The 12,652-nt window shown below is 57.4% G+C and carries 11 protein-coding genes and 1 pseudogene; 7 read left to right on the top strand and 5 right to left on the bottom strand.

The window, feature by feature from the left end; genetic code table 11:
• The first annotated feature begins 75 nt into the window (after positions 1 to 75).
• Positions 76 to 318: a helix-turn-helix domain-containing protein gene (locus QN222_RS18740; RefSeq protein ID WP_283965091.1), complete on the top strand. Its 243-nt coding sequence runs from the start codon at positions 76 to 78 to the stop codon at positions 316 to 318.
• Positions 319 to 622: 304 nt separating this feature from the next.
• Entirely contained in the window at positions 623 to 919 is a 297-nt protein-coding gene (locus tag QN222_RS18735) for a hypothetical protein (RefSeq protein ID WP_283965090.1), read from the top strand.
• Between the two features lie 560 nt (positions 920 to 1,479).
• Here QN222_RS18735 and QN222_RS18730 read toward each other — a convergent pair.
• The 4 genes and pseudogenes from QN222_RS18730 to QN222_RS18715 form a co-directional block, all read right to left on the bottom strand.
• Positions 1,480 to 1,712 (bottom strand): annotated as a pseudogene (locus QN222_RS18730) (IS30 family transposase); the annotation flags it as partial.
• A 297-nt stretch (positions 1,713 to 2,009) separates the two neighbouring features.
• A complete protein-coding gene (gene nodD2, locus QN222_RS18725) occupies positions 2,010 to 2,966 on the bottom strand; it encodes a transcriptional regulator NodD2 (protein WP_283965089.1) in 957 nt (318 codons plus the stop codon).
• A gap of 528 nt (positions 2,967 to 3,494) precedes the next feature.
• Positions 3,495 to 4,511 (bottom strand): helix-turn-helix transcriptional regulator, encoded by a 1,017-nt coding sequence (locus tag QN222_RS18720; protein WP_283965088.1) that lies wholly within the window; start codon positions 4,509 to 4,511, stop codon positions 3,495 to 3,497.
• 490 nt (positions 4,512 to 5,001) lie between these two features.
• A complete protein-coding gene (locus tag QN222_RS18715; RefSeq protein WP_283965087.1) occupies positions 5,002 to 5,694 on the bottom strand; it encodes a YjjG family noncanonical pyrimidine nucleotidase in 693 nt (230 codons plus the stop codon).
• 532 nt (positions 5,695 to 6,226) lie between these two features.
• Here QN222_RS18715 and QN222_RS18710 point away from each other — a divergent pair.
• Positions 6,227 to 7,084: a sterol desaturase family protein gene (locus QN222_RS18710; protein WP_283965086.1), complete on the top strand. Its 858-nt coding sequence runs from the start codon at positions 6,227 to 6,229 to the stop codon at positions 7,082 to 7,084.
• 591 nt (positions 7,085 to 7,675) lie between these two features.
• On the opposite strand, the gene QN222_RS18705 is transcribed toward QN222_RS18710, so the two are convergent.
• The gene (locus QN222_RS18705) at positions 7,676 to 8,677 is read right to left on the bottom strand and encodes a LacI family DNA-binding transcriptional regulator (protein WP_283965085.1); all 1,002 of its coding nucleotides are present in this window, start codon (positions 8,675 to 8,677) and stop codon (positions 7,676 to 7,678) included.
• 170 nt (positions 8,678 to 8,847) lie between these two features.
• Here QN222_RS18705 and QN222_RS18700 point away from each other — a divergent pair, with 170 nt between their 5' ends.
• The 4 genes from QN222_RS18700 (at position 8,848) to QN222_RS18685 (ending at position 12,636) form a co-directional block, all read left to right on the top strand.
• Positions 8,848 to 9,597: an SDR family NAD(P)-dependent oxidoreductase gene (locus QN222_RS18700; RefSeq protein WP_283965084.1), complete on the top strand. Its 750-nt coding sequence runs from the start codon at positions 8,848 to 8,850 to the stop codon at positions 9,595 to 9,597.
• A gap of 48 nt (positions 9,598 to 9,645) precedes the next feature.
• Entirely contained in the window at positions 9,646 to 9,948 is a 303-nt protein-coding gene (locus QN222_RS18695) for a hypothetical protein (protein WP_283965083.1), read from the top strand.
• 113 nt (positions 9,949 to 10,061) lie between these two features.
• Complete coding sequence (locus QN222_RS18690; protein ID WP_283965082.1) at positions 10,062 to 10,901, top strand: sugar phosphate isomerase/epimerase; 840 nt, start codon at positions 10,062 to 10,064, stop codon at positions 10,899 to 10,901.
• A gap of 10 nt (positions 10,902 to 10,911) precedes the next feature.
• Entirely contained in the window at positions 10,912 to 12,636 is a 1,725-nt protein-coding gene (locus QN222_RS18685) for an FAD-dependent oxidoreductase (RefSeq protein WP_284005544.1), read from the top strand.
• The last annotated feature ends 16 nt before the right edge of the window (positions 12,637 to 12,652 follow it).

Here is a 12,652-nt window from a genome sequence, read left to right as displayed (position 1 = left end):
GCAACGATGTCAGTCTCTCTGCCCCGGACCTTCTGTGGCGGCGGCTCGCTTAGGGTGCATCATCAAGGATCGACCATGACAACTTTAATGAGCAATACAAGGGCGCCTGTCGCAGATCGAGGCCACGGCGATATAGGGTCCGCTGTTCGGCGATCTCGCGAAGCGGTGGGATACAGCGTTGACGACCTTGCATTAACTTGTGGCCTGACTGGCGCCGAAATCGCAAGAATAGAAATAGGTGCTGATGTCGACCCGGGCAGGCTCAGGCGCATTGCTGCTGCACTTCGAGTGCCCATCTCCACGTTCCTACTGAACTAGCGGAACGGGCGTCGCGCTGTTTGCGGAGGCCCAAATCTCCTGAGTGCAAAGCTACACAGTTGACGCCTCGGCTTTGTTGAACGCGGCTATCCTTGTCGTCGGCCGGGAAGATTGTCCCGATCAACAAGAGTGTTGCACTTCGATTCCGAATCAATGAACTTATCCGCGGGGGTACGCGAATCCTCGTGCACCAAGCGCGCGGAAAAACCCGATCAGGATGAGACGGCGCACTGCCACCTGTACAAAGGCGGTTTGCACCATCATGGATATCGCCACTAAATTGACGGCACGGAAAGGAGGCTACATGCGTGCACCATCAGGTGCTGTTGCGGGACTTTGCTCTGCCTCCGCCACCATGTTCGCCGTGGGAATGGCGTTTCTTGGCTATTGGGGATTGTATGAGCCCGACGCCTGGCGCAGCGCCGATCTTGTCATTGTGTTTTTGGCGCTCGTCGGATTTGCAGCGCTTGGCTCGGTACCCTGGATTGTGACGACCCCCGTTGCCAATGACGGCGAGGAGAAGGTCATAGCCGCCAGGCGAGCGTTGGCGTTGGGAGTCGTCTTGATCTGGTTATCCGTTCTCGTCTCGGTATTCACGTAGCCTCGGCTCGCTGCGCGTCCTCGTGGAAGGCTCCTCCTCACACTTGCGACCCCAAGACACGGATCAGTTAACGCTGGATTCCATTCGCGATGTGCTCCAGGCTCTTCCTGCCGTTCGAAAGTTGAATCGATAGAAGCGTCGAGACGCAGCGCCTCTGCTAGCCGCTGTGTCTCGGGATCATTGATGTCGTTATCCTTTGTGGCCAAATTTTCCGATTGATCAACTGCGACATGTAGTGAACGCCTGATCCTCCGGCGCATGTGCCGATCGCAAGCAAAAGGAGTAGCGCCTAATGGCCGCCAGGTTCCAATTGCTCAGCTTCCGTGGGTGGTAGACTCGCCTTTATCAGCCTGTAGCTATTGACGAAGCGGAGAGGTCTGAACTGTGAGCGATCGAGCAAGGACATGTCTCCATCACCCGACTTCCCAGCCTCTGCTTTGAGCTCCTAACCCATAATCCGCAGACGCTTTCGGACCTGAGTAGAAGTCGTTCAATACACACGCAAGAGGTTCTCGGTACGGACCGGCGCGCGGGTCACCGAAGCTAGGCAAACTGATAGACGTCTCGTAGCTGACGAAAATCGGATGACGCTCGAGCGGCATCCGGCCGGCGATCTGCTGTGGTGACCAGCCAATTGGCGCACATGGGAGAACCGGGCGAGCTTGCGCGGCTTGGCTCTGCGCTCACGCACCATCTCGTTGGCGGTCACGCAATAGTAGCCGCTCAGATCCGGCATCTGCGAATCCTCAAAAGCATTGCGCTTCAGCTCGCGGAAAATCATCGAGCTATGACGGGCGATGGGGTTCCAACTCGCACCCCTACAAGGTACCGAGCGGCTCCGCATACCGCGCCCCCTCTCGCGGATTATGTGTTCAGACAATGACGGATCACGCCCGCGAGCTCGCCCCAGCGTTCGAGCTTCGCGGGGCGATCCGGACAGACGTCCCTTCATGATTGAGGCGCCGCCAAGGCTGCGTGGGGAACTGACAAGCGTACGGCGGCATTGACGCGCTTCTCCAGCAGGGGTGCCATGCGACTCACTTTACAGGCCTCGCTCCGATGAAGATTGAGATCAGAGGTGAGCCGGACATTACTCGTGTTGGTCCGGGTTGATGAGGGGTTCGGCCTGGGCGAGCGGCGAAAGCATACGGGATGCCTCCTGCACTATCATCTCGCGCATCCACAGGCTTGCCGGATCACTGTCGTGAAGGGCAGGCCACTGAACGGCCTCGGTGAATGGGGGGAGTGGCAGCGGAAGTTCGACGATCTCAAGGGGGATTGTCTTTGCGAAATGCTGCGCCAGCCGTAAGGGCATGGTTCCTATACGCTCGGTCCCCACCAGCATGGGCGGAATCATGCTGAAACCCTGCAGGACGACATCGATACGTCTCTTGAGACCGTGCTCGAGCAAATACCATTCCTCGATGCCTGGCCTCCGGCTGTTCCCGAACTTGACCACAACGTGCCCCATCGACATGTATCTCTCGAATGTAAGCGGCTCTGAGAGCTGCTCGTTCGTGCGACAACCGACGCACACGTGTACATCGTCGAACAATTTCGCGCGAGGATGAGCGTTCGACATCAAGATTTCCGGGATAATTACTAGATCGACATCACCGCGCCGGAGAAGGTCCTCATTGTCGTCGCTGGGAGGCCGAAATTCGAAGGTGACGCCGGGAGCTTCTTGCGCCGCACGCTCCACGATCTTTTCGAAAAAGACGAGTGTGACGTAATCGGAAATGATAATCCTGAAACGACGATCCGACTGGGCCGGGTTAAACGGCTCCCAGGAAATGATCGAGAGCTGAACGTGCAGCAGAGCCTCGCGCACCGCGGAGGCAAGCCCTTCCGCACGCGGCGTAGGAATGAATTCGCGGCCAGCCATCGTAAACAGCTCATCACGGAAATACGTGCGCAACCGGGCGACGGCCGCGCTCATGGCCGGTTGACTGAGATTGATGCTGCGGGCCGCCGCCGTGAGGTTCCGCTCGGCCATCAGAGCGTCGAGCGCGACGAGGAGATTTAGATCAAGTCCCTTGAACCGCATGTCTCTTTATCCATACCGTGGATGTATGCCTTCCGACCTATCAGTACCATTTATTAGTAATACAAATTGACATTTTCACAGCACAGAGACTGGGTACGGAAACTTTCATTCGCGAAATGCATATTGAACGGGAATTTGAATAGGCGATGTCGGTCGCGGGCGCGCGGTGTTCGGCCAATGCGAGCGATCTAACCTCGCGTCGCGCCGATTTTCAGGAGTGAACGGTCGGACTTTCGTCATCCCATGCCGGTAGCTCGACCTGTTCGGTCGAGAGCTTCTGGCCGTCGACGATACCGATTAAGGGCGGTCAACAACGAGGAGCGACTTCCCCTGGCTCGTCTGCGAAATGGACGACAAATTGGCCGCTCATGAAGCGGCTGAGCGCGACGATGCTGGCGAGGAGAAAAGTCAGCGGCACCAACGGCGACCATCCGCCGGCGCAGGGGCATATCTACGGCATGGCTGGGTTCCTATTCACGCAAACCAGTCATCCTATTTGGCGCATGAGCGCGTTCGTCATCCGCTTTGTCAGGAAGACCTACGAGAATGCAATGCGCAGACGCGTCTTCTTGTCTCGGACGGATTTTCTCCATAGTGTGCCCTATAAACTGCGGAGAACCTCCCGAACTGAAAGAATCCCCATTTCAGGCAGATTTCTTTCAAAAGCATACGGTTCTCTGGATCGAGCAGGTCCTCCCGTGCAGCCCGTAACCGAAGCATCTGTAGATAGGCAGCAGGCGTTGTATCCCTGAAAGCACGAAAACCCGCTTCGAGTGCTCTGGTGGAAACACCCGCTGCATCTGCCACCATTGGCATTGTAATCGGCCGATTGATATTGGCGCACATGAACTCGATCCCGCGGCGGACATGTCCGGGAGCAATCATGCAAGGCTTCTTATTCAGTAGATGCGACAACCGATGAGGCACCATTCTTATTACCACGTCGGCTAGTGCCTGCGTAATATGTGCCATCGCTACGGGAGACCGAGTAAGGGGGCCATTATCGCGTATTCCGTCGATGACCGCTTCCGTGATATTGCCGATTGTCCTACCAACTGGCGTTGCCAGATCCAGTTCTGGCAACAGGTCGAGCGAGCCACTAAACGGCACATCGAAAGTTTCGCCGATGGTCCGTTGGATCAAGGACCAATTAAGCACCAATTCGTCTATTAGATTGGATTGCCCGTGCATCGAGATGCCGCCAGGCTCGAAATTCCTGTAAAGAAGCAATTTCCCTTGTCCGGCCTCGGCGATGCGCGAGCCGTACGTTACCCCCATGCCACCTCTGCGCGGCACTACGATCGATAGGTGCTCTGTTGCATCGGAAGACCCCTGAGCGTGGAACTGAAACCCTGTCTGATGGTAACCAGTAATCAATACTGCGCTTTCACAGGCCGAAAGATCGATCCCCCAATGGAAGTCTTGAGCACGACCGACGAGCTCGGCGTCAAATGTGCCGAAAACCCCCCCGAGGGTTTCGATCATGCTATCGAACGTTGAGCCGCGATATCGAAAAACGGCATCACCGGCGCTATTTTCCATCATGTATTCTCCAGGTTCAGTATTGCTGCTTGTATCGTTCCTGCTGGTTCAATGGCCGAGGACCTGACCGAGAGATGTGCACGTGCATTCCGATTGCGGCGCGCTGTCTGCATCTCGCCCGTTCTGTTCCCAATAGCAAGCTGAGCAGGTAAGAATTTATACGACAGCGCTAATATAGAAAAGAAGAAGGTGCTATCCCGGGCCAGCCGGGTTGCTACGAAATTTCGCAACAATATCGCTCATCGCATCCTCGGGATTGACAACGACTACGCAGGTAATGTTATTACGTTCGAAAGTTACGTAATAACATTATATCCGCTTCTGCTGTGGGCCTGCAGGGAGATCGAAAACCGTCATACTTGAAACTGCACAAACGGAAGGAACCAATGAGACTGTCACCTGACCGCGTCCGCCGAATGATCGCTGCTGTGACGGCTCCGCTCCTGTTTGCCGCGCAGGCTGCATTCGCCGAAGAGCTGACTTTGTCACGATGCTATCCGCCCGCAAGTCGAACGGCTATTTCGCTGAGCCGCGCCACCTCAATCGTCGGCACCGCCAAGCTCCGGTTCTCTGCGCGCAGCGGGTTAAACCAGCAGCTCTCGATACCGAACCGGTTCGCCCCAAGAATGTCCGCATCCAGTCGGTCACCGACGATTATTGCTTCTTCCTTGTTGAAAGTCCGGAACCTGCTTGCCGCATGTTCAAAGAACCGAATGTCCGGTTTGGCAAAGCCGCACGTCTCCGACGTCGCGACGAAGCTGAGCCACTGTCCAAGGCCTGAGTTTTCGATGCGCTTTGCTTGGACCGCCTCAATCCCGTTGGTGATGATTGCGACCTCGCCTACCCCTGCTAACCTCTCGCAGATTTCGGCCGCGCCTTCCACCAGCACTACAGTTTCCGGTAGGAACTGCAGATAGCGTGCACTCGCGGTTTCCGGATTGGCGTCGATACCGTGCTGCTCGAAAACCCGCCGAAAACGCTCGACTTTCAAGATTTCCTTTCGGACCATTCCCTTCTCGAACTCCGACCAGAGCAGCATGTTTTCCCTCTGATAGTCGGCGAACAACGGCTCGTCTTCACCGTCAATCCCGAGGCTTGACAATGCGCGGCTAAAGGACAGCCGCTCGGAGGCTTTGAAATCGAGCAGCGTGTCATCAAGGTCGAAGAGAAAGCGGCGATATTTCATTTTCAATCCAAAAGGAGCGGTGCATTCACCCATCTCGATAATGGAGAATCAGCATCTCGATTGTGGGCGATATGTAGTCCGCGGTATCCAGATCTCCAAAGCTGGAATGCATTCGGTTGCCAGTGCTGCCCGAAGTCTATGACGACAGCACATGTGCCATGTTCAATCTGTTATCGGGCGGCTCCCCTCCCCGACCCTCCCGGCACTGACCCATTTAGCGCATGGATGGGTCTTATCCAAACAATAGATTTTACCGATCTGCGAAAATGCAGCACAGAATATGCCCGGGGTGCGCCGCTGTACCGGCGGAATGATCACCGTTTGGATGCGCAGTGAAAAGGAAATCTGCAAGAGGTGGCAATATGCAATTCGTGCTTTCTGCGCGGATATCGATCCGGAAGCGACCCGAATTTGTCGGGCGCGCTGGAGATTCATAACCATTGGACCCGCCCTCGTGACGAAGACGACCGCGGTGATCAGTGTCACTCCGACCTGAGTTTGGCGCATTCTAACGATTCGCCGGAGCAAACAAATGCACGTTCTCGATGTTAATCAGATGATCCAGTCCTTCGTGGAATCGCTTGAGCTGGTAGTGATCTTCGCTACAATTTGCGCCGCGCTGGAGGTAACCTTTCCGGCTTATCGCTACAGTCTTGCCTCATACGGGCGCGGCGTGCGGAATTGGATTATTCGCCTCGGATTGGGTGCGTTGATCTGGCACCTCTTCGCTGTGGGTTTGGGCTGGCTAGGGATAAAGCCGCTCGTAACGATCAATTTCGGTACGCTGCTTCACTCTGACAACGCAATCATTAACACTGGATTGGCCGTCCTTTCAGGGGTTTTGGTCGCGATTGCCGGCGACTTCTTTTACTACTGGATGCACCGCGCTCAGCATGCTGTTCCCTTCCTCTGGCGCCTGCACGCCACTCACCACTCGATCCGCGAATTGACGGCGTGGAACTGCAATCATCATGTTTCCGAGCCCCTGATTTACGCAGCGTTAGTAGCACTGCCACTCGCGCTGATCCACTTCGAATCTGGTGTCGTGCCCGTTGTTGCCATGACCCTGATTACCTTTCAGGGCCATCTTTCACACTCTAGCACTCGCATCAATCTTGGGCCGCTTCGATATATCATCGGCGACAATAAGTTCCACCGCATTCACCACTCGATGGAGCCGCATCACCGGCACCGGAACTATGGGTTCTTTACGACCATCTGGGACACGGTTTTTCGGACGGCATATTGGCCAAGAAAGAGTGAGTGGCCGGAAGTTGGCCTGCGAGACCAGCCCGAGCCGCTCACCGTGCGCGATTACGTTATGTTCCCATTCGATCGACGTCGCTGGCGGAGAGGTAAAGTCGGAAGCGGTGTAGAGGCCGGGGACTGAACGAGCGGAGATTTACGCTTCGAATCTGATTGGGTCGCAAAACCGTCAAAACAAGCACTCCATATCGAACGGTTCCACAAACGCCGGCCAAGCCTGCGCGTTGGAATAGCATCAGGTCGTGCCCGCTGCCCGCCATAGAGGAAAACTCAGGGACGCCCTTGTCGACGCGGCTGACGTTATCGGGACCTTAAGGATCCTGTTAGGCGTGCCGATGCAGACTCACAGGCGTGACCAATGGTCCTCCCCGCTCTTCGAACGAACATGCGGGCTCATCTGAAGCGGGATTTAGAAACACGCGCTAAGTGCGCGGAGTTCGGGACTTGAGGTGAGGTTTTATTTGAGGCCTGATGGCATGGAAGGTTGGGAGACCGGAAGCCTCGAATAGCGGCCGCCCCAGCAAGAGAGCAAAAAGGTAATGACGGCAGGCGTTTTACAAAGCTGCTTCTAGATCTATTCCCGCAGGCGGGTCGTCCGTGGATCGGAAGTGCGGCAATCATCGCATCTGCCAAAGAACCCGGGCGCCACGGTATTTTGACCGCTTAATCTCGCGACGTCATTTTACCCGCGGAAAGCACACCGGGCTCGTCAGGATCATTGACGGGTACTTTGTCGCTCAATTATTTCAAAACCAACATCAACGATATGGGGCAACTGGTTGTTCCCCTGAAGGCGATCGACGATTATCTCTGCCGCTTTTCTGCCAAGGCCTACACGATCGACTTTCACGGTCGTGAGAGAGGGATTTATCGATGCCGCTATAGTGAGATCGTCGAATCCCGTAATGGCGAGCCGTCCAGGAACATCGACCCCTCGTCGTTGGCACTCCAGCAGCCCTCCTACCGCCATGACGTCGGTCGCAAAGCACATGGCCTCGACTTTATCGACGGACGCCAAGGTCTGCCGTACCGCTTCCGCCCCACCTTCAAAGCTGTTTTCACAGCGGATGACATCGGCTTCAAATCCGTTGCAGGTCGAAGCGAGCCAGTGGAAGCCGGCCAGGCGATCATCGATGCGATCATTGAAATCCTTGGCGCCTGTAACGTGCCAGATGCGGCGGTGGCCACGGTCGATCAGAAGTCTTGTCAGTTCGACGCTCGCATCAAAATTCGAATAGCCAACAACTGTGTCGATCGGATTGTTAGTAAGATTGCTGCCCTCGATTACAGGAATTCCCGATCGTTCCAGGGTCGAGCGTATCGCCTCGGAGTGACGGACCCCTGTAACGTAGATGGCATCCGGCCGACGCGCCAGGAAGGCGTCGATAATCTGTAGCTCGACTTCGTCCGAATAGCCCGATGCTCCGATCATCAAATTCATGCCGTGCGCATGCAGGACATCGGCCATTCCCTGGATCACCTCGGAATGCTGGGTGTAGCCAATTGCCGGGATAATCGCGGCAATTAATCCGGTTCGATTTGCGGCCAGGCTCCGCGCCACCAAATTCGGAACATAGCCGAGTTCGGCAATTGCTGCCGTCACCTTCTGCCGCGTGTCTGCCGAAACATTGACGGAACCGTTGAGAACGCGCGACACCGTGCCCACACCGACCTCCGCGCGCTTCGCGACATCCGATAGGCGAACCTTGCTGCTCAACGGGACCCCCAACACCTCACTGCGGCAAAGCACCAGTCGGTGCTTCTGGCTTTGTCAATAACAAATCATGGAAGCGCTTCCAATCGTTTCTTGACGACTACTTGGAAATGGATAATGGTCCATGGAAGCGCTTCCACGGACAAGGCGACGAATTCGGGCCGGGGGCCTCAATGAACGATATGACCGCAAGATCCATGGATCGCACCGCCATCGTCACGGGCGGCGCCAAGGGACTTGGACTGGCAATTGCCAAGCGCCTTTTCGAGGATGGCTGCCGCATAGCGCTTTGGGATATCAACGTCTCGAGCTTTGATGAAGAACAGGCCGACTTCGGTCCAGCGGTGAAGTGCCAGGTGGACGTTGCAGATGGTCATGCGGTCGACGCCGCCTTTCACAGCACTCTCGAAGCACTGGGTCACGTCGACATTCTGGTCAACAATGCGGGGATCAACGGGCCCGTCGCAAATACCTGGGACTATGCTGTCGAGGACTGGGACCGCGTCTTGTCAGTCGACCTGGACAGCGTCTTCTACTGCTGCCGCACCGCTATCCCGCATATGATCGAGCGCGGTTACGGCAGGATCGTCAATGTCGCCTCGATTGCCGGCAAGGAAGGAAACGCCGGGGGCAGCGCTTATGCGGCCGCCAAAGGCGGGGTTATCGCCTATACGAAGTCGATCGCCAAGGAGCTCGCCCAGACGGGAGTGCTCGTCAACTGTATCGCTCCGGCCGTGGCCGAGACCGAGTTGCTTCGCGAGGTGACCCCCGAATTCATCGCGACAACAAAGGCGAAGATCCCGATGGGCCGCTTCGTCACCGCATCGGAAGTCGCCGCGACGGTAGCGTTCGCCGCGAGTTCGGACTGCAGTTTCACCACGGGTTTCACGTTCGATGTCACAGGAGGGCGGGCGACTTATTGAAGCTGGGCCACCGATCACTGAGGTGACCTGGCCTTTGTCGCGGCCGTTTTGACGAACTTTGTGGGAGGAGCAAATGTCGCACGCAAAACCAACCCGCCTGTGGGCGCCGCCATCAGCGAGCGGTCGAGTGTCGCCCCGTCTCACGGCGAGTTATTATGGGACGCGGCGCGCCTTATCGCCGAGTTCGCGCTCAGTCAGGAGATGCAAACGGCCTTTGCGGAAGCCGGCGTCTACCCGATTCGGGCCGGCATCGCCTCACCAAAAGGGCTTCCTGAAATTAGCTCGACGAAACTCATCGAACTGGATCTGTTGGCCACCCTCAAGGAGCGAGACAAGATCTTGAACTGGTAGTCTGAAAATACCGGCTTCAAATATCGCTGAACATCTGAGCGATCGACGCAGGACGGAAGACCCAATCCTGTTTCGATCGCCAATTGGACCGCATAGGTCTCAAGAGGAATTTCATGAACGCCCAGCACGATCTCCGCAATCTGTCGGTCGCAAATCTGACGGCAGGGCGCGTCGATCCGGTCGAGTTCATCGTCAGCGCCGCTGAGGCCGGATTCGGAGCCGTCGGTCTGCTCTTGATGAGCGCCACGCCGGCCCGGCTCGAACACGAGCTTGTAGGAAGTCCCGAAGCGATGCGGGCAGTCAAGTCCGCGCTCGCCGACCATCCCATTCGCGTTTTCGACATTGAGGCGTTCATTCTGTCGCCCGCGACCGACTTTGAGCGGATGCGGCGCGCAATGGAAGCGGGCGCTGAACTCGGCGCAACATACCTGTCGTCGATCGGAACGGAGTTCGCCGGCAATTCCAAGTTCCTCGAACCTTCAGAGCGGATCGATCTGTTCGCTAGGCTCTGCGACGAAGCGGCAAATTTCGGCCTGCGTGTTGGGGTCGAATTCATGCTCTATCGCGATATCCTCACATGGAAGGATGCGCTAGACCTAATCCAAGCTGCCGATCGCCCCAATGCTTCCCTGATCGTCGATTTTCTGCATCTTCATCGCGCCGGTGGAACGGCAGCGGAGATTGCGACGGTTCCGGCACATCGGATTGCGTACGCGCAATTGTGCGACGCGTCTTCGACGGCGCCTGATCTTGGTGGTCTGGCAATCGAAGCACGCCGAAATCGGCTTCGTCTTGGCGAAGGAGCCATCGACCTGAAGGGTCTGATCGGCGCACTTCCCGAAGGAACGCAGTTGGTGATCGAGACGCCAATCGCCGAGGACGCGCACATGCCTCTGGGCCAGCGCTTGGCTGCGACGGCAAGTGCAACGACACGGTTCTTCAATGAGATCTGAGGGACCGGACATGGAGGAAACCTGCGATCTTCTGGTAGTCGGCTCCGGCGCAAGTGGTCTCTCGGCGGCCGTAACGGCGGCCTATCACGGGCTGAAGGTCATCGTCGCCGAGAAAGAAGCGGTCATGGGCGGCGCAACCGCGTGGTCGGGCGGCTGGATCTGGGCGCCTCTCAATCCACTTGCCCGCCGTGCCGGCATCCGCGAGAACGTTTCAGCGCCGCGCACCTATTTGGAGCACGAGCTCGGCAACCGGTTCGATCAACATCGCATCGACGCCTTTCTTCATCATGCTCCACGCATGGTGTCATTCTTTGAAGAGAAGACGGCTCTGCAATTTGCCGACGGGAACGCGATTGCCGATATCCATGGAGACCAGCCCGGTGCGGGAACAGGCGGCCGTTCCGTTGCTGCCGCGCCCTACGACGCTCGAGAACTCGGGCCACTGGTGAAGATTCTGCGTGACACAATGCGGGAAACAGCTTTCATCGGCATGCCGATCATGGCCGGCGCGGATCTCTGGGCCTTTCTGACGGCGACACGGTCGGTGAAGTCGTTCGCTCACGTGACGCGCCGGCTCAGTCGGCACCTGTGGGATCTTGCGGTCCACGGGCGGGCGATGCAACTGGTCAACGGCGTTGCCCTGGTCGCTCGGCTGCTGCGGTCGGCCCATGATCTCGGCGTCGATTTGCGGACCAGTTCTCCCGTCGTTCGTCTGCTGAGCGAAGACGGCAAGATAACCGGCGCGGTGATCAAGTCCCGGCAAGGTGAGCGCATGGTGCACGTCCGGCGCGGCGTCGTCCTTGCCGCAGGCGGCTTTCCCAACGACGTCACCCGCAGAAAGGCGCTTTTCCCACACGCCCCCACCGGGCTGGAGCATTGGGGATTGCCACCGGCAGGCGCTTCGGGCGACGGGCTGCGGCTTGCGGAATCTCTAGGGGGAATTGTCGATACGAGCCTTGCGGCTGCAGGTGCCTGGTGCCCGGTTTCGCTGGTGCCCTACCGGGACGGAAAAGTGGGGCACTTCCCGCACATCATCGACCGCGGAAAACCAGGCATAATCGGTGTTCTCGCCAATGGACGGCGGTTCGTCAACGAGGCCAGCGGCTATTACGACTATGTCGCCGCGATGATCTCCGCTGTGCCCGAAGGACAAGAAGTCGCCTCTTGGCTTATCTGTGACCGCAGGTTCCAGCGCCGCTACGGACTCGGCCATTCCCGCCCCTCGCCGATGCTGGTTTTCCCGTACGTCCGCTCAGGCTATCTTAAGGTGGGAAAAACCATCGAGGAGCTAGCGAAAGCGTGCGGAATTGATCCGCAGGGGCTTCGGACGACGATCGACCACTACAACACGCATGCACGCAATGGAGAGGACCCGGCTTTTGGCCGTGGAACCACGCCCTACAATCGAAAGCAGGGGGATCCCAAACACCGTCCGAACCCCTGTGTCGCACCAATTGAACGTGGCCCGTTCTACGCGGTCAAAGTCTTGCCCGGGAGCTTCGCGACATTTTCCGGCCTCAAGACGAACGGGAGCGCCGAAGTCGTCGACGAATCAGGCAAAGTTATCACCGGTCTTTATGCCGTAGGCTGCGACATGGCGAGCATCATGGGCGGCTTCTATCCCGCCGGCGGAATCAATCTCGGTCCCGCCATGACCTTCGGTTATATCGCAGCCCGCAATGCGGCGGGGGTGACCGCGTTCGAAACCGACGATCCTGATGCGGCCGCGACATGATGCGTCCGCACCAGCA

The sequence above is a fragment of the Sinorhizobium sp. 6-70 genome, from assembly GCF_030124375.1.
Lineage (GTDB): Bacteria > Pseudomonadota > Alphaproteobacteria > Rhizobiales > Rhizobiaceae > Sinorhizobium.
The sequence above is the reverse complement of the archived record's forward strand: the minus strand, read 5'-3'. Positions and strand labels throughout refer to the sequence as shown.

Excerpts from the sequence above, each read along its gene's own strand:
- QN222_RS18740 (WP_283965091.1), top strand. The coding sequence starts at position 76 with ATGACAACTTTAATGAGCAATACAAGGGCGCCTGTCGCAGATCGAGGC.
- QN222_RS18735 (WP_283965090.1), top strand. The coding sequence starts at position 623 with ATGCGTGCACCATCAGGTGCTGTTGCGGGACTTTGCTCTGCCTCCGCC.
- nodD2 (WP_283965089.1), bottom strand. The coding sequence starts at position 2,966 with ATGCGGTTCAAGGGACTTGATCTAAATCTCCTCGTCGCGCTCGACGCT.
- QN222_RS18720 (WP_283965088.1), bottom strand. The coding sequence starts at position 4,511 with ATGATGGAAAATAGCGCCGGTGATGCCGTTTTTCGATATCGCGGCTCA.
- QN222_RS18715 (WP_283965087.1), bottom strand. The coding sequence starts at position 5,694 with ATGAAATATCGCCGCTTTCTCTTCGACCTTGATGACACGCTGCTCGAT.
- QN222_RS18710 (WP_283965086.1), top strand. The coding sequence starts at position 6,227 with ATGCACGTTCTCGATGTTAATCAGATGATCCAGTCCTTCGTGGAATCG.
- QN222_RS18700 (WP_283965084.1), top strand. The coding sequence starts at position 8,848 with ATGAACGATATGACCGCAAGATCCATGGATCGCACCGCCATCGTCACG.
- QN222_RS18690 (WP_283965082.1), top strand. The coding sequence starts at position 10,062 with ATGAACGCCCAGCACGATCTCCGCAATCTGTCGGTCGCAAATCTGACG.
- QN222_RS18685 (WP_284005544.1), top strand. The coding sequence starts at position 10,912 with ATGGAGGAAACCTGCGATCTTCTGGTAGTCGGCTCCGGCGCAAGTGGT.